19 protein-coding genes are annotated in these 18689 nt (G+C 70.5%); 10 read left to right on the top strand and 9 right to left on the bottom strand.

The window, feature by feature from the left end:
- The first annotated feature begins 165 nt into the window (after positions 1–165).
- Both OG251_RS13240 and OG251_RS13235 read left to right on the top strand, forming a co-directional pair.
- The gene (locus OG251_RS13240) at positions 166–507 is read left to right on the top strand and encodes a hypothetical protein (RefSeq protein WP_326677361.1); all 342 of its coding nucleotides are present in this window, start codon (positions 166–168) and stop codon (positions 505–507) included.
- Positions 504–863, top strand: coding sequence for a hypothetical protein (locus OG251_RS13235; protein ID WP_326677360.1), 360 nt, complete (start codon positions 504–506; stop codon positions 861–863). The genes OG251_RS13240 and OG251_RS13235 overlap by 4 nt, the downstream gene beginning before the upstream one ends.
- 78 nt (positions 864–941) lie before the next feature.
- Here the strand turns inward: OG251_RS13235 and OG251_RS13230 are convergent, their stop codons facing one another.
- Positions 942–2183 carry a DUF2254 family protein gene (locus OG251_RS13230; RefSeq protein WP_326677359.1) on the bottom strand — a complete coding sequence of 414 codons (1242 nt, stop codon included), beginning with the start codon at positions 2181–2183 and terminating at the stop codon, positions 942–944.
- Between the two features lie 312 nt (positions 2184–2495).
- Here OG251_RS13230 and OG251_RS13225 point away from each other — a divergent pair, with 312 nt between their 5' ends.
- Together OG251_RS13225 and OG251_RS13220 are read left to right on the top strand one after the other, a co-directional pair.
- Positions 2496–2681 carry a hypothetical protein gene (locus OG251_RS13225; protein ID WP_073723417.1) on the top strand — a complete coding sequence of 62 codons (186 nt, stop codon included), beginning with the start codon at positions 2496–2498 and terminating at the stop codon, positions 2679–2681.
- Positions 2671–3411: a hypothetical protein gene (locus OG251_RS13220; RefSeq protein WP_326677358.1), complete on the top strand. Its 741-nt coding sequence runs from the start codon at positions 2671–2673 to the stop codon at positions 3409–3411. Before OG251_RS13225 ends, OG251_RS13220 begins: the two co-directional genes overlap by 11 nt.
- A 64-nt stretch (positions 3412–3475) precedes the next feature.
- Here OG251_RS13220 and OG251_RS13215 read toward each other — a convergent pair whose 3' ends face one another.
- The 4 genes from OG251_RS13215 to OG251_RS13200 all read right to left on the bottom strand — a co-directional run bounded on the left by OG251_RS13215 (position 3476) and on the right by OG251_RS13200 (position 6030).
- Positions 3476–4042, bottom strand: a complete 567-nt coding sequence (locus OG251_RS13215; protein WP_326677357.1) for a hypothetical protein — start codon at positions 4040–4042, stop codon at positions 3476–3478.
- Positions 4043–4191: 149 nt separating this feature from the next.
- Positions 4192–4983, bottom strand: coding sequence for an SMI1/KNR4 family protein (locus OG251_RS13210; protein WP_326677356.1), 792 nt, complete (start codon positions 4981–4983; stop codon positions 4192–4194).
- A 178-nt stretch (positions 4984–5161) separates the two neighbouring features.
- The gene (locus OG251_RS13205) at positions 5162–5518 is read right to left on the bottom strand and encodes a winged helix-turn-helix domain-containing protein (RefSeq protein WP_326677355.1); all 357 of its coding nucleotides are present in this window, start codon (positions 5516–5518) and stop codon (positions 5162–5164) included.
- Positions 5515–6030, bottom strand: a complete 516-nt coding sequence (locus OG251_RS13200; protein ID WP_326677354.1) for a hypothetical protein — start codon at positions 6028–6030, stop codon at positions 5515–5517. The genes OG251_RS13205 and OG251_RS13200 overlap by 4 nt, the downstream gene beginning before the upstream one ends.
- Before the next feature lie 166 nt (positions 6031–6196).
- Here OG251_RS13200 and OG251_RS13195 point away from each other — a divergent pair, with 166 nt between their 5' ends.
- The 4 genes from OG251_RS13195 (at position 6197) to OG251_RS13180 (ending at position 11643) form a co-directional block, all read left to right on the top strand.
- Complete coding sequence (locus OG251_RS13195; protein ID WP_326677353.1) at positions 6197–6811, top strand: RNA polymerase sigma factor; 615 nt, start codon at positions 6197–6199, stop codon at positions 6809–6811.
- Entirely contained in the window at positions 6808–7821 is a 1014-nt protein-coding gene (locus OG251_RS13190) for a CU044_5270 family protein (RefSeq protein WP_326677352.1), read from the top strand. The genes OG251_RS13195 and OG251_RS13190 overlap by 4 nt, the downstream gene beginning before the upstream one ends.
- Before the next feature lie 83 nt (positions 7822–7904).
- Positions 7905–10130: an SF1B family DNA helicase RecD2 gene (gene recD2, locus OG251_RS13185; protein WP_326677351.1), complete on the top strand. Its 2226-nt coding sequence runs from the start codon at positions 7905–7907 to the stop codon at positions 10128–10130.
- A gap of 214 nt (positions 10131–10344) precedes the next feature.
- Entirely contained in the window at positions 10345–11643 is a 1299-nt protein-coding gene (locus OG251_RS13180) for a citrate synthase (RefSeq protein WP_266931154.1), read from the top strand.
- 637 nt (positions 11644–12280) lie between these two features.
- On the opposite strand, the gene OG251_RS13175 is transcribed toward OG251_RS13180, so the two are convergent.
- Both OG251_RS13175 and OG251_RS13170 read right to left on the bottom strand, forming a co-directional pair.
- The gene (locus OG251_RS13175) at positions 12281–14635 is read right to left on the bottom strand and encodes a heavy metal translocating P-type ATPase (protein ID WP_326677350.1); all 2355 of its coding nucleotides are present in this window, start codon (positions 14633–14635) and stop codon (positions 12281–12283) included.
- Between the two features lie 115 nt (positions 14636–14750).
- Complete coding sequence (locus OG251_RS13170; RefSeq protein WP_326677349.1) at positions 14751–15059, bottom strand: heavy-metal-associated domain-containing protein; 309 nt, start codon at positions 15057–15059, stop codon at positions 14751–14753.
- Between the two features lie 515 nt (positions 15060–15574).
- Here OG251_RS13170 and OG251_RS13165 point away from each other — a divergent pair.
- The gene (locus tag OG251_RS13165; protein WP_326677348.1) at positions 15575–16624 is read left to right on the top strand and encodes a zinc-dependent alcohol dehydrogenase family protein; all 1050 of its coding nucleotides are present in this window, start codon (positions 15575–15577) and stop codon (positions 16622–16624) included.
- A 12-nt stretch (positions 16625–16636) separates the two neighbouring features.
- On the opposite strand, the gene OG251_RS13160 is transcribed toward OG251_RS13165, so the two are convergent.
- A complete protein-coding gene (locus OG251_RS13160) occupies positions 16637–16828 on the bottom strand; it encodes a helix-turn-helix transcriptional regulator (protein WP_326677347.1) in 192 nt (63 codons plus the stop codon).
- 243 nt (positions 16829–17071) lie between these two features.
- On the opposite strand from OG251_RS13160, the gene OG251_RS13155 reads away from it, so the two are divergent.
- Entirely contained in the window at positions 17072–17602 is a 531-nt protein-coding gene (locus tag OG251_RS13155) for a DinB family protein (protein WP_326677346.1), read from the top strand.
- A gap of 59 nt (positions 17603–17661) precedes the next feature.
- Here the strand turns inward: OG251_RS13155 and OG251_RS13150 are convergent, their stop codons facing one another.
- Complete coding sequence (locus OG251_RS13150) at positions 17662–18588, bottom strand: sugar phosphate isomerase/epimerase family protein (protein ID WP_326677345.1); 927 nt, start codon at positions 18586–18588, stop codon at positions 17662–17664.
- Positions 18589–18689 lie beyond the last annotated feature (101 nt).

Genomic DNA, 18689 nt, shown 5'->3' with positions numbered 1-18689 from the left:
CTTGACCAGCGTGCTGTCATCCCCGACCCCCTGGAAGCGTAGCGACTCATGACCCCACTCTGTGATGGGTTGGCTACGGAAAGAAGCGACGCCGACGCACGAAGAGACCCCCGCGACCGACGCAACCGGTCCGGGGGCATGGTCATCCCGAGAGAGCAGGCTGACATGAAGCACGCTATCGCCCGGTTCCTGGAGCCGGTGCTGCGATTGCTGATCCCCGTACGGCGCCAACGGCACCCGCTGGACACCTACGTGTACGTCCACCCCTACTCATGCGACTACGTCGGCGGGCCGACCGCCTACCGCACCGGCGAGCGTCCTCCGCGCGGGGAGGACAGCCCACTGGTACGTCCGTACTTCGTCGCGTACGAGAGGGGGCAGGCCGAAGAGCTGGCGGCTGACCGGCGACGGCAGCGCGTCCGTCGCGGGGGACTGCTGGTCGCCGTACGCGGTGTGGACATCGAGCCCCAGGCCCAGCCTCCGCACCGCGCCGGGGCCGCCGCGTGAGCGAGGAGAGGGAGCAGGGCGAGCACCACACGTTCAGGCTGCTGCCCCGCACAGGGGCGGAGGGCAAGCCGAGTTACGTCCTTGGCGATGGCACCGGCTATGTGTCACGGATGGCGGACGACGTGGAGCACGTACAACTCGACATGGCGGACGACCTGCTCGGGCACGCCGCAGATCTGCTGGCGGACCAGAGGGTTACCGGAGCGGAGCTTCACTTCCTCGCCAGCCGGCTGAGTGAGTCGCTGGAAGAGGTCAAACGTGTCGCGGAGAGCCGGGGTTCGCGGCTGAGTGCGTTCGGCTCCGGGGCGGACAACGGCCCACCGGGGGATCGAGAACCGGATGTCGGGAACCGGTGAGCCGGCCGACGGCCTGACGAGTCCCCCGGGCCGTTGCCGGCCCCCGCCCATCTCCGGGGCACGGGGCGCAGGGCCGGTTCAGGTCCTGCCGGGCGGCTCCGGTGAGGTTTCCCGCCACAGCACGGGGAACCGGTCGGCCATCTCGCGCTCCACCCACGCGCGTCGCCGGTTCAGCAGGTCCCGGCCGTGAGGGTGGGCGCCGGGTTCCAGATCCGCCAGCAGGGTGCGGAGGCGGGTGAGGACCAGAGGGGAGTTCAGCGCGGCCACGATGACGTCGTCGATGCCCGTACGCATGAAGTCCTCCCATGTGGGCCGCCGGATCACGACCCGCACCACACCGTCGGGGCCGGCGACCCGCAAAGGACCGGCGTCCCTCGCCCGGCTCGCGGCGGAACCGCTGAGCAGATCCTCCACACCGTCCAGGGCCTGCACGGCGGTCGCGGGGTCGTTGATACTGGAGGAGAGGGCCCTGAGCGCGATGTCGGCCAGCAGGCGGAAGGCGAGCATCGGGTCCTGCTCGAATGTCGGCTCCAGCCCGGTGGCCAGCGCCCCCAGGACCGTGGCGTCCACCACGGCGGAGCCGTACACGTCGGCGATCTTCGCCCCCCGGTGCAGGGTGGCCCCCGGAGCCTTGTCCAGCACGATGATCGCGCCCGCTTCCCGGGCCGCCTTCCGCAGCTCTTTCACGTCGATCTGCTGAAGCACGGCCGTGGGTTTCGGCCAGCTGACGGTGGCAGCCGGCGGCCCCTCGGTCACAGGGGGGTCCGAGGCGTCCGGAGCGGCTCCCGAGGGGTAGAGCGTGTCCAGGGCGGCAGTCCCCCGCTCAATGATCGAGTGCAGGACCGGGGCGAGCTGGATCGAGGCGAGAGCGCGCAGCAGCAGGGTCCGCAACAGGGTCAGCATCGCCAGCAGCAGAATCGCGGTGACGACCGGAACGGCGAACGTCACGGACCGGCCGTCGCCGATCGTCATCGCGGCCGTGACACAGAAGACCGCCAGGCCGATCGCCAGGGCGAAGGTCCGCCAGACGATCGGGGACCGGCGGAACAGGGTCAGGCGGGGGGTGAAGCTGGTGTGCGCCCACTGCACCACCAGGAACAGCAGTGAGAAGATCACGGCCGTCGTGCCGAGCACGCCGAAACCCAGAGTCAGCAGCAGATCGGCCACCTGGTGCGCGGGCATGTCCGGGCCACCGCTGATCCTCGGAACGAACAGGCCCAGGGCCACCCCCGAGAGGGCGCACAGCAGCTGTACGGCTCCGGCCCGAGCCTGTCGGCTGCGTCGCAACGGGGCAGGCCCGCCGCCGGGGATCACGCTCATCGTGCCGGTCCTCTCACGCCCGTCACCTGTGCTGCCTTCCGCCGCCTGAGGACGGCCGCTCCCCGCACGGAGAACAGAGCGGTCCGCATAGGGACAGTCTCTCCCCCCGACGGCCGGACGGCCTCCCGGCGCACCTGAGCGGCGGCGCGAAACGGCACCGGTGCGCGAGGCCGCCCAGGTATCCCCGGGTTCGTGCGCCGGGTTACGGGCAGCGAGTTGTTGAGCCCCATGAGGGTGACATTTCGCTGGGGCGGCAACACCATTGTCAGTGGGCCCTGCTTCACTGAGGCCATCGATACCGGGGAGCGAGTTATGCCGACTGTGATCCACAAGACGCGTGATCAGCTGGAGACTCAGCGCGCACAGCTGCTGGCCGACGTGAACATGAGCTACGACCAGCTTGCCGAACGCGCCGCCATGTACAGCCTCAGCATGGACGAGTTGGACGTGTGGCACACCATCGAGGGTCTCGACTACCTTCTCGAAGGTGACAGCTGAAGAGGCGAAGGCCCTTGACGAGCTGGCGGCCGGGTTCGCCGACCAACTGACTGACCTGACGCGGGGCGTCCTCGGTGCGGACACCCCGCGTTTCCATGCGATCAACATGGGCTCCAAGATCAGGGTCTCGCCCATACGTGACGACGAGGTCATGCAGCGGATCCCGGTCAGCATCGGCGGCGAGCCCAGGCTCAGCCTCATGGCCCGCTTCTACTGCTGCTGGGACGGTTCGAGCACGTTCATGGCGACGGACCAGGCGGACGTCCACGTCTTCTACGAGGGGGTCCCGGATCCTCTCCTGCGGTACGAGTACGTGCGCAACAGCAAGGAGCCGCCGGGCGCGCACGTACAGGTCCACGCGCACCGGGACGAGATGGCGTACCTCCTGCGCCTGGCGGACCGGGGGCGGCCGAAGCAGGGGCTGAGGCGGGACAAACTGCCCCGGCTGTCGGAGATGCACTTCCCGGTCGGCGGTCACCGGATGCGCCCTTCGCTGGAGGACGTGCTCCTTTTCCTTCACCGTGAGTTCGCGATCGACACCGCACCGGGCTGGAAGGCGGTGATCGAGAGGCATCTGCGCATCTGGCGGACCATGCAGCTCAAGACAGCGGTGCGGGATGCCCCCGACGCGGCGGCCCGGGTGCTGCGTCAGCTGGGATACACGGTGACCGAGCCGGCCATTCCTGCCGCGCGCCCGGCCGCGGACGACGTCAAGCTGTACTGGCCGTAGGGGTCCGTTCAACACCGGTCGTCTCAGGCGGAGCTGTCCCGGACGGGGCGACGCCGGCGCCGCGTCAGGCTGCGGAGCCCGAGGGGTCGGAGGTGTTTCCCGGATCGGGCAAGTACTCATGCCCGTACCGCAGTTCGTAGGTGCGGCGCTGTCGGTCCTGGCGGAACTCCACGACCCAGATCGCCACGTTCACCACCAGCACCGAGGTCGCGATGAAGCTGAAGATGCCCACGAGTTGCCATACGGGCGCGGCCGAGGGGTAGGCCCAGCCCTCACCGGCGAAGACGGTGTCCCCCCTCACGACCGATGAGCTCGGGACGGTGCCGCTGCTGATGTGACCGTCGGGGAATTGCCAGGTCGCGTGACAGGAAGGCGGCGGTCCCGCGTGGCCGCCGCCCTCGTGGCACCCGCCGGCACCGATGACGGTCGCGGTCCGTCCGTCGCGCAGCTCCTGGACGTGCGACTCGGCGAAGAGCCACAGAACACCCAGGAGAACGGCAGGAGTTCCCAGAATCACCAGCCACTGCTGGGCGGACGGCCAGGTGCGCGGAGCTTCCGGCAGCGGGTTCCTTCTCTCCTTGAGGCCGACGCCGTCCCTGCCGTCGTTCGTGTCGTCGTCCCCCGTGCGCATGCCGCCGCCTCCGCTCAGTCACGGAACACCCCCGCTGCTGTTCCCGACGGCGCGGCGGATGTCGGCGGTTCCCATGATCGCCCCGTGCGCCGGACAGGGGACAGCGTGCCGCCCCCCCCCATCACTGCCCCCCCCGCCCCGGCCGAGCGTCAGAACGGAGAACGCGGGTCACCGGCCGACGACCTGAGCCAGCCGAGCAGGTCGTCCGTCACCGGTTCGCCGTCCGCTTCGATGTCCGGGCCGATCGCGCCCAGGTCCAGGTGGAACACGCGGGTCCGGTCGCGGCCGTGGCGCCGCATGAGCAGCCCGCCGCCCCCGCTGTCGTCCCCGACCAGTACCCACTCGGGCGCGTAGTGGGCCACCTCGAAGGTCTCGTTCCGCTCCCCGATGGCATGCGGACCGTAGACCAGGACGCCGTTGTCGAGCAGTGCGCCCGGTGTCGACCGCCACAGACGGGCGACAGCGGGGTTGGGCCCGTCCCCGAGCCCGCGCAGGCGCGCCGCCCGGACAGCGAGGAACCCGGCGAAGGACTCCGCCACCTGCTGCTCGTCTCCGTCGAGACCGTCACGGCACACCACCGGGTACTCGCCGCCCCCGTGCTCGCCGCCGCGGTCGAGGGCGAAGGAGTAGGTGTCACCGCAGTCGGGCTCGACGCCGAAGCACAGCCGGTCGCCGTCCCTCCGCCACTCGGCGGTGATGTCCTCGTACGCATCGTCGGCGAAACCGTCCGGCCCGCCCGGCGCCACCGTCGCGATGTCCGCGTCACCGGCCCGGCCGTGCCCGAACTCGGCCAGCCACCAGCGGTACGACGGCGGCAGCGGGCGGCCGATGCGTGCCTCGGCATCGCGGATCGCCGCGTCCGGTACGGCGACGGCCGGTCCGCGGCCGAACTCCGGTGACGCTTCGACCAGCTCGCGCAGTTGTGTCAGGTCAGGTTTCACACAACCGAGTCTGCCAGGGGGCCATCAGCCCAGAAGCTCCTGGAGCCGGGCCGGGTCGTCGTCCACCGGCTGCCGCTCGAAGTCGGCCACCGGCTCGATCAGCTGTGTCCGGCAGGGCAGGAGCGGGATGGGCTTCTCGGTCATGCCCCCGCAGAGTAATAAAATTTGACTAGTACGGTCAGCGGTCTCCGGCGGGCGCGGTGGCCCCCGCGTCCGCGCCCGCCTGCCGGGCCGTGGCGGCGATGCCCTGGAGTGCGGCGATGTGCAGCGCCAGCGCCTGCCTGCCCTCGGGTGTGAGGGACAGCCAGGTCCGGGGGCGCTTGCCGACGTAGCCCTTGCGGACGCCGAGGTATCCGATCCCCTCCAGTGCGGAGGCGATCTTGCTCAGCATCGAGTCGGACACCTGGCAACTGTTGCGTACGGAGGCGAAGTCGGCCTCGTCGCACGCGGAGAGGAAGGCGACGACCGCCAGCCGGGTGGGGTGGTTGATCGCCGCGTCGATCGTCGGCTGTCCGGGCGGGGAGGCTTCGCTCATCCGATGTCCCGGAGCTTCCGCCCGATCGACGCGTTCCGGGCGGCGAACACCGCCCAGGTGCCGAGTCCCAGGACGGCGAACAGGGCGATCTTGGTGGCCCCGCAGTCGGCCCCGAACACGTGGCACAGCCCCCATGTGGCGAGCCCCGCGACGAGGAGGGCCGACAGGGGTACCGCCGCGCGGCGCAGCCGTGCGGACAGGGGCCTGGTCACGGTCACTTCCGCCCGCCGCGCGGCGGCGTTGACCAGTGCGAGCAGCAGGGCCAGGCCCGCGAGCGCGATCGCCAGGGAGAGGGCGGCTCCCCAGCCGCCGCGCCCCTCGGCCCACGCCTGCCCGAGACCGGAGGCGATCAGGGCCGCCGCGGCCGCGGGGCCGTACCAGGAGGGAGTCAGCCCGGCCCGGAGGCGGGCACCGGCCCTGGCTGATTCGACGCTCCGCAGGGCGTCCGTCGCGCGGTCGGCGGATACGTCCGTACCGCCTGAACGGGTGGGGGTGTTCTCCTGCGGGGACATCGTGTTTCCCGGACCTCTCGTCAGCCGTGTGCGTGGTCTGCTCGCTCATACTGGCATGTACTTTCCTCAAAGGAAAGTACTTTCTCAGGGCGGCTCGACCCTTCGGGGCCGGGCTGTGACGGGGGTCACGGGAACTGCCCCCGAGCCGCCGGACAGGCCAAGAGGTATGGAGACACCACTGCGGGCCCGGATACGGGACGGGGACGACGACGCCTTCGCGGAGTTGTTCGACAGGTATGCACGCTCCGTGTACAACCACGCGTTCCGGCTGACGGGGGACTGGTCGACCGCCGAGGACAGCGTCTCGCTGACGTTCCTCGAAGCCTGGCGGCTGAGCGATCGGGTCGATACCGAAGGCGGTTCGCTGCGCCCCTGGTTGCTGGGGATCGCGACCAACGTCGTACGCAACACCAGACGCGCCGCGGGCAGGCACGCCGCGGCGATGTCCCGGCTGCCTCCGGGGAGCCCGGTGGGCGACTTCGCGGACGAGGTCGCGAGCCGCGTCGACGACGCCGAACTGCTGGGCGCCGTACGGCTGGCCCTGGCCACCCTGCGGCGCGGCGAACGCGAGGTGCTCGCCCTCTGCGTGTGGTCGGGGCTCGACTACGGGGCGGCCGCCGAGGCGCTCGGGATCCCTGTCGGCACGGTCCGCTCCCGGCTGTCCCGGGCCCGGAAGAAACTCGCCGCCGCCGCCGAGAACCGGGAACCGCCCCGCCGCCCGCGACAGATGAGAGAGAGCCGCACACAAGCGGCCCAGCCCCTACAGGAGGGAAACCGATGAACGACCGCGCGTCGCTCCCCGAGCAGGACCTTCCGCCGGGCCGTCACCGCCATCTCAAGGAGCACCTGATGCGAGAGATCCGGCAGCACTCCGTCCGGGAAGGGAACACGGCCCGCCGCCGGAGGTGGCTGCGCCCCGTCGTCGCCGGTCCGGCCCTCGCGGGAGCACTGACCCTCGCGGTCATCGCGGGGATCGCGGTCACCGGAGCCGACAGTTCCGCCACCCCGGTCGGCAGCGACGGCAAGGCCACCTACGCCTTCGCCCCCAGGGTGAACGGCGACACCACCGGTGGCGCGGCCGACCTCCTCGACCGCATCGCGACGGTCGCGGCACAGTCTCCGGCGGGTGACCCCGTCCGCGACGACCAGTTCGTCTACATCCGCAGCAGGGTGGCCGCCGCGACGGTGGGCGAGGGCATCGGGACGAAGCTCGCCGCCCTGCACCGGCGGGAGGTGTGGCTGTCCGTCGACGGGACCCGCCCGGGGCTGCTCCGCGAACCGGGCGCCGTCTCCGACGGGGAGGAGCTGGAGCGCGCCCCCGCTCCCGGCGAGCCCGGCTATGAGCAGAGCACCCACTACCGCCACCTCCAGACCCTGCCCACCACCCCGGACGCGATGCTCACGTGGCTGCGTTCCCCGGGGGAGAAGGGGAACGAGGAGCGCGATCCCGACCAGGACGCGTTCGTCCTCGCCGCTGGTCTCCTCGACGAGTCGCTGATGCCGCCGGACGTCGGCGCCGCGCTCTTCCGCGCCACCGCGAGGATCCCGGGGGTGGTCGTGGTGCCCGACGCGGTGAACGCCGCCGGGAAGCACGGGGTGGCCGTCGCCCGCTACGACGCGTACAACCCCGGCCTGCGCGATGAGTTGATCTTCGACAGGAAGACCCTGGAGTTCATCGGCAGCCGCAGCGTCGCCACGAAGGCCACCGACAGCATCGAGGCGGGCCAGGTGCTGTCCACCTCGGCCGTCCTCGAACGCGCGGTGGTGGACACGAGGGGCCGACGGCCGTAGGAGGAGTCATGCGGTCCGGTCCGGGGCCGGCGGAGTCGGACCGGGCCGGACCGCCTGTCAGCGGGACCCGGTAGCGTCGGCACATGTCCAACATGGCCGTCCTCGAAGGGGTCCTGGAGCGGATCACGTACGCCAACGAGGAGAACGGGTACACGGTCGCCCGTGTCGACACCGGGCGCGGTGCCAACGATCTCCTCACGGTGGTCGGTGCGCTGCTCGGCGCACAGGTCGGCGAGTCGCTGCGGATGGAGGGCCGTTGGGGGTCGCACTCCCAGTACGGCAAACAGTTCACCGTCGAGAACTACACGACGGTCCTGCCCGCCACCATCCAGGGCATCCGCCGCTACCTCGGCTCCGGTCTGATCAAGGGCATCGGCCCCGTCATGGCCGACCGGATCACCACGCATTTCGGCGTCGACACCCTCGACATCATCGAGCAGGAGCCGAAGCGCCTCGTGGAGGTCCCCGGCCTGGGGCCGAAGCGGACGAAGATGATCGCCGCCGCGTGGGAGGAACAGAAGGCGATCAAGGAGGTCATGGTCTTCCTCCAGGGCGTCGGCGTCTCCACCTCCATCGCCGTCCGTATCTACAAGAAGTACGAGGACGCCTCCATCTCCGTCGTGAAGAACCAGCCCTACCGGCTGGCCGCCGACGTCTGGGGCATCGGTTTCCTCACCGCCGACCGGATCGCGCAGGCGGTCGGCATTCCGCACGACAGCCCGGAGCGGGTCAAGGCGGGACTCCAGTACGCCCTGTCCCAGTCCTCCGACCAGGGGCACTGCTTCCTCCCCGAGGAACGGCTCATCGCGGACGGGGTCAAGCTCCTCCAGGTGGACACGGGCCTGGTCATCGAGTGCCTGGCCGAACTGGCCGGCGACCCGGAGGGCGTCGTACGGGAGAAGGTGCCGTCGCCGGAGGGCGGGGAGCCGGTCACGGCGGTGTACCTGGTGCCCTTCCACCGCGCCGAGATCTCGCTGGCCGCGCAGGTCCGGCGGCTGCTGCACACCCCGGAGGACCGGATGCCGGCCTTCCGGGACGTGGCCTGGGACAAGGCGCTGGCCTGGCTCGCGACGCGTACGGGGGCGACGCTGGCGCCCGAGCAGGAGGCGGCGGTACGGCTGGCACTCACCCGGAAGGTCGCCGTCCTGACCGGCGGGCCCGGCTGCGGAAAGTCGTTCACGGTCCGCTCCATCGTCGAACTGGCCCGCGCCAAGCGCGCCAAGGTGGTGCTGGCCGCACCGACCGGGCGGGCCGCCAAGCGGCTGTCCGAGCTGACCGGAGCCGAGGCGTCCACCGTGCACCGGCTGCTGGAACTGAAGCCGGGCGGGGACGCGGCCTACGACCGGGACCGTCCGCTGGACGCCGACCTCGTCGTCGTGGACGAGGCGTCGATGCTCGACCTGCTCCTCGCCAACAAGCTGGTGAAGGCGGTGGCACCCGGTGCCCACCTCCTGCTCGTGGGCGATGTCGACCAGCTTCCCTCGGTCGGCGCGGGCGAGGTGCTGCGCGATCTGCTCGCGGACGGCGGGCCCGTCCCGGCCGTCCGGCTGACCCGGATCTTCCGCCAGGCCCAGCAGTCCGGCGTCGTCACCAACGCCCACCGGATCAACGCGGGACAGCCGCCCCTGACCGAGGGCATGAGCGACTTCTTCCTCTTCGTCGAGGACGAGACCGAGGACGCGGGGGTGCTCGCCGTGGATGTCGCGGCACGCCGCATCCCGGCGAAGTTCGGCCTCAACCCCCGCCGTGACGTGCAGGTTCTCGCTCCGATGCACCGGGGCCCGGCCGGTGCCGGCCATCTCAACGGCCTGCTCCAGCAGGCCATCACCCCCGGCCGCCCCGACCTGCCCGAGAAGCGTTTCGGCGGCCGGGTCTTCCGCGTCGGCGACAAGGTCACGCAGATCCGCAACAACTACGACAAGGGCGAGAACGGCGTCTTCAACGGCACGGTCGGCGTCGTCACCGCCCTCGACGTGGACGAGCAGAAGCTGACCGTCCGCACCGACGAGGACGAGGAGATCGGCTACGACTTCGACGAGCTGGACGAGCTGTCCCACGCGTACGCCATGACGATCCACCGCTCCCAGGGCAGCGAATATCCGGCCGTCGTCGTTCCGGTCACCACCAGCGCCTGGATGATGCTCCAGCGGAACCTGCTGTACACGGCGGTGACGCGGGCCAAGAAGCTCGTCGTGCTGGTCGGGTCGCGCAAGGCGATCGGCCAGGCGGTACGCACGGTTTCCGCAGGCAGACGCTGTACGGCACTGGATTTCCGGCTCAGGGGCGCCGACGGCGAAGACTTCGCGTGAGCCCCGTACAAAAATGATCGATCAAATCGGTGGGAAACATCACGGAGGTCTTCCGGAACCGGATTCAAGGGGGCAGGATGAGTAAGTTGGCGGCACTCAGTGCCGCCAGTAGGTCCAATGGACGACCCCGAGTGCACTCTCCTGAGCCAAATGGGGGAGGGTGGAGACAGTCAGGGCACCTCGAAGAAGAGGCACTACGTCGGTGAGGGATGACGTGAGCGAGCACACCAACAACGCTGTAGTACTGCGGTACGGCGATGACGAGTACACCTACCCGGTGATCGACAGCACCGTCGGCGACAAGGGCTTCGACATCGGGAAGCTCCGGGCCAATACCGGCCTGGTGACGCTGGACAGCGGATACGGCAATACCGCCGCCTATAAATCCGCCATCACGTACCTCGACGGCGAGCAGGGCATTCTGCGCTACCGCGGATACCCGATCGAGCAGCTCGCCGAGCGCTCGACGTTCCTTGAGGTCGCGTACACGCTGATCAACGGTGAGCTTCCCAAGGTCGACGAGCTGTCGACCTTCAAGAACGAGATCACCCAGCACACGCTGCTGCACGAGGACGTCAAGCGGTTCTTCGACGGCTTCCCGCGCGACGCCCACCCGATGGCCATGCTGTCCTCGGTCGTCAGCGCGCTGTCCACGTTCTACCAGGACAGCCACAACCCGTTCGACGAGGAGCAGCGCCACCTCTCGACGATCCGGCTGCTGGCCAAGCTCCCGACGATTGCGGCGTACGCCTACAAGAAGTCGATCGGTCACCCCTTCGTCTACCCGCGCAACGACCTCGGGTACGTCGAGAACTTCCTGCGCATGACCTTCTCGGTCCCCGCCCAGGAGTACGAGCTGGACCCGGTCGTCGTCTCGGCCCTGGACAAGCTGCTCATCCTGCACGCGGACCACGAGCAGAACTGTTCGACCTCCACCGTGCGTCTGGTCGGCTCCTCGCAGGCGAACATGTTCGCCTCGATCTCCGCCGGTATCTCGGCGCTGTGGGGCCCCCTGCACGGTGGCGCCAACCAGTCGGTGCTGGAGATGCTGGAAGGCATCCAGGCCAACGGTGGCGATGTCGACTCCTTCATCAACAAGGTGAAGAACAAGGAGGACGGCGTCCGCCTGATGGGCTTCGGCCACCGGGTGTACAAGTCCTTCGACCCGCGCGCCAAGATCATCAAGGCCGCGGCGCACGATGTGCTGTCCTCGCTCGGCAAGTCCGACGAGCTGCTCGACATCGCGCTCAAGCTGGAGGAGCACGCGCTCTCCGACGAGTACTTCGTCTCGCGCAACCTCTACCCCAACGTGGACTTCTACACGGGTCTGATCTACCGGGCCATGGGCTTCCCGAGCGAGATGTTCACCGTGCTCTTCGCGCTCGGCCGGCTTCCGGGCTGGATCGCCCAGTGGCACGAGATGATCAAGGAGCCGGGATCCCGCATCGGCCGCCCGCGCCAGATCTACACCGGCGAGGTCCTGCGCGACTTCGTCCCGGTCGAGGGCCGCTGAAGCCGAACCCCGGCCCCACCGAGCCGCGTTCGCGGTTCACGCTTTTCGTCGGGCCCGTTTCGCAGGGCCCGCTGTGTGCAGGTCCCGTTCTCCCTCTCGTGGCGGACGTTCGCCACGTGACTCCGTAGTACCCGGCCTCTTCGGCCGACTGCCTTCGCCCCGCGTACCGCGCTTTCGCACAGAGCGCGGTGTCCGGGGCGATTCGGCGTTCCGGGGGCGGATGTCCGCGTTCCGGGGCCCGGTCCGGAGTGGGAGCGGTCCGGAGGGAGAAGCGGTCGGGGGGGAGCGGTCCGTCCGGCAGATGGTGCGAGAAACGCCCCGCCGCCGATCCCCCCACGGGTCGACGAAACGGGGCGCTTCCCATATCCCGGAGCGGATTCCCCCCACGGGATCCGGCCGGGCGTCTGCAGGGAGCCGAAGCTCCCGTTGTTGTGCTGCGGTCTGCCGGGGAACGTACGCACGGGAGGGCCGCTCAAAGCTCCCCGGTGCACGCGCCCCGGCCAACGCTTGCCAGGAGCGTCCCCCAAGACACTCCATCGGACGTCCCCCAAGACATCCTTGGCATCGCACTCTTAGACTCGCGAACCCACCGGATGGTTACCCCTGAATCGGTGTGATCTAGATCTCTTTGTGGAAGTTACGTGAAGGAGCGCAACCTCAGGCTGTTGGTGACGACGAACACGGACGAAAACGCCATGGCGGCTCCCGCGATCATAGGGTTGAGCAGGCCAAACGCAGCCAGAGGCAACGCAGCGACGTTGTACCCGAAGGCCCAGAAGAGGTTGCCCCTGATGGTGGTCAGCGTACGCCTGGACAGCCGGATTGCGTCAGCCGTCACCTTGAGATCTCCACGAACCAGCGTGAGATCGCTCGCCTCGATCGCCGCGTCGGTGCCCGTTCCCATCGCCAGCCCCAGGTCCGCGGTGGCCAGCGCCGCGGCGTCGTTGACTCCGTCGCCGACCATCGCGACCGAACGGCCCCCGGCCTGGAGCCGCCGGACGACGTCCACCTTGCCCTCGGGCAGTACCTCCGCGTAGACCTCGTCGATCCCGACCTCACGCGCCACCGCGTCGGCCACGGCCCGGTTGTCGCCGGTCAGCAGGACGGGCCTGAGGCCCAGTCCGCGCAGCTCGGCGACGGCGTCGGCGCTGCCGGCCTTGACCGCGTCGGCGATCGTGAGCACGCCCCGCGCCCCGCCGTCCCAGGCGACGGCGATGGCGGTACGCCCCTGCTCCGCGGCGTCCGTCAACGCGGTGGAAAGGTCCGGTGGGAGGGCGATCCCGGCCTCGGCGAGCAGCTTCGGGCGGCCGACGAGGACGGAGCGGCCCTGGACGGTGCCGCGGACTCCGAGACCGGGGACGTTGGTGAAGTCCTCGGGGGTGGGGAGTTCGCCGATCTGGGCGGTGGCTCCGGCGGCGACGGCCTGGGCGATGGGGTGTTCGGAGGAGTGTTCCAGGGCTCCGGCGAGGCGCAGGATGTCGGTTTCGGTGGTGCCTTCGGCGGTGTGGACGGCGAGGAGTGTCATCTTGCCGGTGGTGACGGTGCCGGTCTTGTCGAGGACGATGGTGTCGATGCGTCGGGTGGTTTCGAGGACTTCGGGTCCCTTGATGAGGATGCCGAGCTGGGCGCCGCGTCCGGTGCCGACCATGAGGGCGGTCGGGGTGGCGAGTCCGAGGGCGCAGGGGCAGGCGATGATCAGGACGGCGACGGCGGCGGTGAACGCGGCCGTCACGTCGTCGGTGATCAGCAGCCAGGCGATCAGTGTGCCCAGGGCGATCACCAGCACCACGGGGACGAAGACGGCGGAGATCCGGTCGGCGAGGCGCTGCACCTCGGCCTTGCCGTTCTGGGCGTCCTCGACCAGCTTCGCCATCCGGGCGAGCTGGGTGTCGGTGCCGATCCGGGTCGCCTCCACGACGAGCCGGCCCGAGGTGTTCACGGTGGCCCCGGTGACGGAGTCGCCGACGGCCACGTCGACGGGGACGGACTCGCCGGTGAGCATGGCGGCGTCGACGGCGGAGGCGCCCTCGACCACGGTGCCGTCGGTGGCGATCTTCTCGCCGGGGCGGACGACGAAACGGTCCCCGACGACGAGCCGGCCGACCGGTACACGTACCTCCCCGCCGTCCCTGAGCACCGCGACATCCTTGGCGCCCAGGTGCATCAGCGCCCGCAGCGCCGAACCGGCCTTCCGCTTGGAGCGCGCCTCCAGATAGCGGCCCAGCAGGATGAAGGTGACGACCCCGGCCGCGACCTCCAGGTAGATCGTCGAGGACGCGTCGGCGCGCGAGACGGTGAGGTCGAAGCCGTGCCGCATGCCGGGCATGCCGGCCTGCCCGAAGAACAGGGCCCACACCGACCAGCCGAAGGCGGCGAGCGTGCCGACGGAGACCAGGGTGTCCATGGTGGCCGCACCGTGCCGCAGATTGGTCCAGGTGGCGCGGTGGAAGGGGAGTCCGCCCCAGATGACGACGGGGGCGGCGAGGGTGAGGGAGAGCCACTGCCAGTTGTCGAACTGGAGGCCGGGGATCATGGCGAGCAGGACGACGGGGAGGGCGAGGACGGCGGAGACGACAAGACGCCGGCGGAGCGGGGCGAGGGCGGCGTCCGCCGCATCGGTGGTGTCCGGGGCGTCCGCGGGGCCGTCGGGCTCTGTGGCCTCATCGCCGGCCCCACCCGTCTCTCCGGACTCCTCGGCCTCTTCGGTGCGGGGTGCGGCCGATGGTGACGGGGCGGGGGCCGTCGTCCGGGTCGGGAGGGCGGTGTAGCCGGTCTTCTCGACCGTGGCGACGAGGTCCGCCACCTCCGTCCCCTCGCCGAAGGTGACGCGCGCCTTCTCGGTCGCGTAGTTGACCGTGGCGGTGACGCCGTCCATCCGGTTGAGCTTCTTCTCGACGCGGGCCGCGCAGGACGCGCAGGTCATTCCGCCGATCATGAGCTCGGCCTCGGAGGCGTCCGGGGTCGGAGCCTCGGGGGCTGTGGTGCTGGCCATGTCCGCACTCCTGGGTAACGCAGGTCGGGCCGTACCCCACCAGTATGTGCTGGTGGGCCCGGCCCGACGGCAATGCGGTGGTGGGCGCCCCGGCAGGTGCCCTGCGGCGCCGGTCTCAGGCGGCGGTGCCGACCAGTTCGTAGCCCGCCTCGTCCACGGCGGCGCGGACGGCGTCCTCGGCCAGCGGGGCCTGAGAGGTGACGGTGACCAGGCCGGTGGAAGCGACGGCCTTGACCGAGGTGACGCCCTCGATGCCGGAGACCTCCTCGGAGATGGCGCCCTCGCAGTGGCCGCAGGTCATGCCCTTCACCTGGTACACGGCGGTGACCGCACCGGCCTGAACGTCGGACGCTCCGTCGTTGCAGGTCCCGGCGGGCGTGCAGCAGGAGCCGGTGGCCTGGGGGGTCTCGGTCTCGGCGGACATGACGTTCTCCTCTTCGGTAAACACAAAGGACGTGACACGAGGGGCCACCGGGAGACCCGGTGTCCTCGTATGCCCACACACTATACCCCTAGGGGGTATAAATGCGAGCCTCGCGTCCCCGGCGTGAACTCCGTGCCGGTGAGTGCAGCCGGATCGGGTTGAGGTGTGCCGAGTCCCAGGGGGAGTGCAGCACGGCGAGGTCCGGGTAGGTGCCGATGGCGGGCGCGGCGAAGTGGAAATGACCGTTCGGCTTACGCAACGGCAGCGGGGCGCGGGCGCCACCGGCGATGGCGGTCCACAGGCCGTGCCCGAACGGGGCGAGCACGCCCAGGATTCCGCCGGTCGGGAAGCGGCCCGGGATGATTCCGGCGCCGAGGCGTGGCCATGGCGCTCGTGGGCCCGGAGGGCGAGGGCGGCAGAACCGGAACTCATGGACGCACTCCTCCGATTCGTACGGCCGTGGGCCAGGATGAATGAGCCCGGCCGGCCGGTCGGCGGGACGAAGGGCGGGGCCGATGCGGGCAGTGGTGTTCGAGGAGTTCGGGCAGGAGGCTCGGATACGGGAGCTGCCGGATCCCGTCCCCTCCGCGCAGGGAGTGGTGGTGCGGGTCGAGGCCACGGGGCTGTGCCGCAGCGACTGGCACGGCTGGATGGGCCACGACCCCGACATCACCCTCCCGCACGTACCCGGACACGAGCTCGCCGGAGTGGTCGAGGCTGTCGGTGCCTCCGTGGTCAACTGGCGCCCCGGCGACCGGGTGACCGTGCCCTTCGTCTGCGCCTGCGGCCGGTGCGCCGCCTGTGCGGCGGGGGCCCAGCAGGTCTGTGAACGCCAGACCCAGCCGGGCTTCACGCACTGGGGCTCGTTCGCCGAGTACGTCGCGCTGGAGCAGGCGGACGTGAATCTGGTCGCCGTGCCGGAGGGCCTGTCCTTCGCCACGGCGGCGGGGCTCGGCTGTCGCTTCGCCACGGCGTTCCGGGCCGTCGTCGGCCGGGGGAGGGTGGCGCCGGGGGAGTGGGTCGCGGTGCACGGGTGCGGCGGCGTCGGGCTGTCGGCCGTGATGATCGCGGTGGCGTGCGGGGCGCGGGTGGTCGCCGTCGACGTGTCGCCGGACGCCCTCGAACTGGCCCGGAAGTTCGGGGCGGCGCGGTGCGTGGACGCCTCCGCGTACCCGGACGGCGCGGACGGAGCGGTGCGCGAGCTGACGGGCGGCGGCGCGCATCTGTCGCTCGACGCGCTGGGCTCCCCGGTCACCTGCGCCGCTTCGGTGCGGAGCCTGCGCCGCCGGGGCCGCCATGTGCAGGTGGGCCTGCTGCCCACGGCGGCCGGCGACCCGGTCGTCCCGATGGCGCGGGTGATCGGCCTCGAACTGGACATCCTCGGCAGCCACGGGATGGCCGCGCACGACTACCCGCCGATGATGGACATGGTCCGGTCGGGCACCCTGCGCCCCGATCTGCTGGTCACCGCGACCCTTCCCCTCGACGCGGCTCCGGCGGCCCTCGCCGCGATGGGTACGGCACGTGGGGCGGGCGTGACGATCATCGAACCGGCGGCGGGCTGAGGGGGGCCGGCGTCAGCGGCTCCGGTTGCGGGGGCGGGCGGCGATCCAGGCGTGGACGGTGTCCCCGTACCAGTAGGGCTTGCCGTTCCGCACATGGTCGGGCGGGGGAAGGAGGCCGTGCTTGCGATACGAGCGAACGGTGTCCGGCCGGACCTGGATGTGCCCGGCAATGTCCTTGTAGGACCACAGTGTTCTGTCCGTCATCAGTGACACCTCTCTGTACTGCTCCGCGTTTCCCGGTGCGCCCCCGCGCTCTCTCCCAAAGCCTGTGGCTCGTTGAACGCCGTTGAGCGGCAGGTGGGATGGGTCTGTTGAGCACTTGTGACGAAACGCCCATGTAACGGAGATATGTATGACGAATAGGGATTCCTGTGGCGAAATGACGCTAACCTCGCGGCTTCCCCTGGTCGGAGCGCGTTGTCGGACCCCCGTGCCAGGCTGATGACCATGAGCACATCCGAACGCACCATGCCCCCCATGGACGCCGACGAGCGGATCTCCCTGGAGAGCTGGCTCGACTTCTACCGCACCACGCTCGCCCGGAAATGCGACGGTCTGGACGAGGAGCGGCTGCGGGAGGCGTCCGCGGCGCCCTCTCCGATCACCTTGCTCGGCCTCGTCCAGCACATGGCGGAGGTCGAACGGAACTGGTTCCGCCGGGTCCTGGCCGAGGAGGACGCGCCGCCGCTCTTCACCTCGGCGGCCGAGGCCGAGGCCAAGGCCGACGGGCAGGGTGCCGACGGCGGCTTCGTCCTCGACGAAGGGGCCACCCATGAGCGGGCGTTGTCCGCCTGGCAGGCCGAGATCGGCCGCGCCCGGGAGAACTGTGCCGCCCGTGCCCTCGACGACACCAGCCCCTTCATGGGCGGGCGGGTCACGCTGCGCTGGATCTACACCCACATGATCGGGGAGTACGCCCGCCACTGCGGCCACGCCGACCTCGTCCGCGAGCGCATCGACGGCCGCACGGGGGTCTGAGCCGCACCGGAAGCGGCCCCACGGCCCCGGAACCGTGGGGCGCTATCCGCGACGGGGTGTCAGAGCGGCCGCGAGGGCGTGCCGCAGGTGCGGAGGTAGTCGCGGGTGCGGCGCGCGATCGGGAACGGCTTGTCCGGCGGGCACGGATACATGTCCTGCTCCACGATCGCGAACAGCTCGGCGTCCAGCGCGCGGGCGGCCTCCAGGACCGGCCCCAGCGCGGGCACCCCGCCCGGCGGCTCGCACATCACGCCGCGTGCCACGGCCGGGCCGAACGGCACCTCGTCCGCCACGACCGCGGCCAGGATCGCGGGGTCGACCTGCTTGAGGTGGAGGTAGCCGATGCGCTCCCCGTACGTCTCGATGAGCTTGACGCTGTCCCCGCCGCAGTACGCGTAATGCCCCGTGTCCAGGCAGAGCGAGACCAGATCGGGGTCGGTGGCGTCGAGGAAGCGGTTCACGTTCTCCTCGCCGTCGATATGGGTGTCCGCGTGCGGGTGCACGACGATCCGCAGCCCGTAGCGTTCCCGCACCTCGCGGCCGAGCCGTTCGGTCTGGGTGGTGAGATCGCGCCACTGGGCCGCGGTGAGGGTGCGGTCCTCCAGCACCTCGCCGGTCCGGTCGTCGCGCCAGAAGGACGGGATGACCACCAGGTGCTCCGCGCCCATGGCCCGGGTGAGCGCCGCGATGTCCGCGACATGCGCCCAGGTCCGGTCCCAGACGTCCGGCCCGTGGTGCAATCCGGTGAAGACGGTGCCCGCCGAAACCGAGAGCCCGCGGCTGCGGGTCTCGTCCGCCAACCGGGCCGGATCGGTGGGCAGATAGCCGTACGGTCCGAGCTCGATCCACTCGTAACCGGCCTCGGAGACCTCGTCGAGGAAGCGGTGCCAGGGCACTTGCCGTGGGTCCTCGGGGAACCACACCCCCCAGGAATCGGGTGCCGAGCCGATACGGATGCGGGCCGGGGACGGTGCGGAGGCGGTCATATCGCCCACCCTCCGGCCCTCGCGCAAGGGTGTCAAGAGTTCGTCCGAATGTCCGGACAAAATGTTGACAGGGCTCCGGGGGAGGGCTAGACCTGGGACCA

Source organism: Streptomyces sp. NBC_01237 (assembly GCF_035917275.1).
In the GTDB taxonomy this organism is placed as follows: Bacteria; Actinomycetota; Actinomycetes; order Streptomycetales; family Streptomycetaceae; genus Streptomyces.
This window is presented reverse-complemented; position numbering and strand designations above follow the sequence as displayed.

Excerpts from the sequence above, each read along its gene's own strand:
- OG251_RS13165 (WP_326677348.1), top strand. The coding sequence starts at position 15,575 with ATGCGGGCAGTGGTGTTCGAGGAGTTCGGGCAGGAGGCTCGGATACGG.
- OG251_RS13215 (WP_326677357.1), bottom strand. The coding sequence starts at position 4,042 with ATGCGCACGGGGGACGACGACACGAACGACGGCAGGGACGGCGTCGGC.
- OG251_RS13155 (WP_326677346.1), top strand. The coding sequence starts at position 17,072 with ATGAGCACATCCGAACGCACCATGCCCCCCATGGACGCCGACGAGCGG.
- OG251_RS13160 (WP_326677347.1), bottom strand. The coding sequence starts at position 16,828 with ATGACGGACAGAACACTGTGGTCCTACAAGGACATTGCCGGGCACATC.
- OG251_RS13150 (WP_326677345.1), bottom strand. The coding sequence starts at position 18,588 with ATGACCGCCTCCGCACCGTCCCCGGCCCGCATCCGTATCGGCTCGGCA.
- OG251_RS13225 (WP_073723417.1), top strand. The coding sequence starts at position 2,496 with ATGCCGACTGTGATCCACAAGACGCGTGATCAGCTGGAGACTCAGCGC.
- OG251_RS13240 (WP_326677361.1), top strand. The coding sequence starts at position 166 with ATGAAGCACGCTATCGCCCGGTTCCTGGAGCCGGTGCTGCGATTGCTG.
- recD2 (WP_326677351.1), top strand. The coding sequence starts at position 7,905 with ATGTCCAACATGGCCGTCCTCGAAGGGGTCCTGGAGCGGATCACGTAC.
- OG251_RS13230 (WP_326677359.1), bottom strand. The coding sequence starts at position 2,183 with ATGAGCGTGATCCCCGGCGGCGGGCCTGCCCCGTTGCGACGCAGCCGA.
- OG251_RS13190 (WP_326677352.1), top strand. The coding sequence starts at position 6,808 with ATGAACGACCGCGCGTCGCTCCCCGAGCAGGACCTTCCGCCGGGCCGT.
- OG251_RS13175 (WP_326677350.1), bottom strand. The coding sequence starts at position 14,635 with ATGGCCAGCACCACAGCCCCCGAGGCTCCGACCCCGGACGCCTCCGAG.
- OG251_RS13195 (WP_326677353.1), top strand. The coding sequence starts at position 6,197 with ATGGAGACACCACTGCGGGCCCGGATACGGGACGGGGACGACGACGCC.
- OG251_RS13205 (WP_326677355.1), bottom strand. The coding sequence starts at position 5,518 with ATGAGCGAAGCCTCCCCGCCCGGACAGCCGACGATCGACGCGGCGATC.
- OG251_RS13170 (WP_326677349.1), bottom strand. The coding sequence starts at position 15,059 with ATGTCCGCCGAGACCGAGACCCCCCAGGCCACCGGCTCCTGCTGCACG.
- OG251_RS13200 (WP_326677354.1), bottom strand. The coding sequence starts at position 6,030 with ATGTCCCCGCAGGAGAACACCCCCACCCGTTCAGGCGGTACGGACGTA.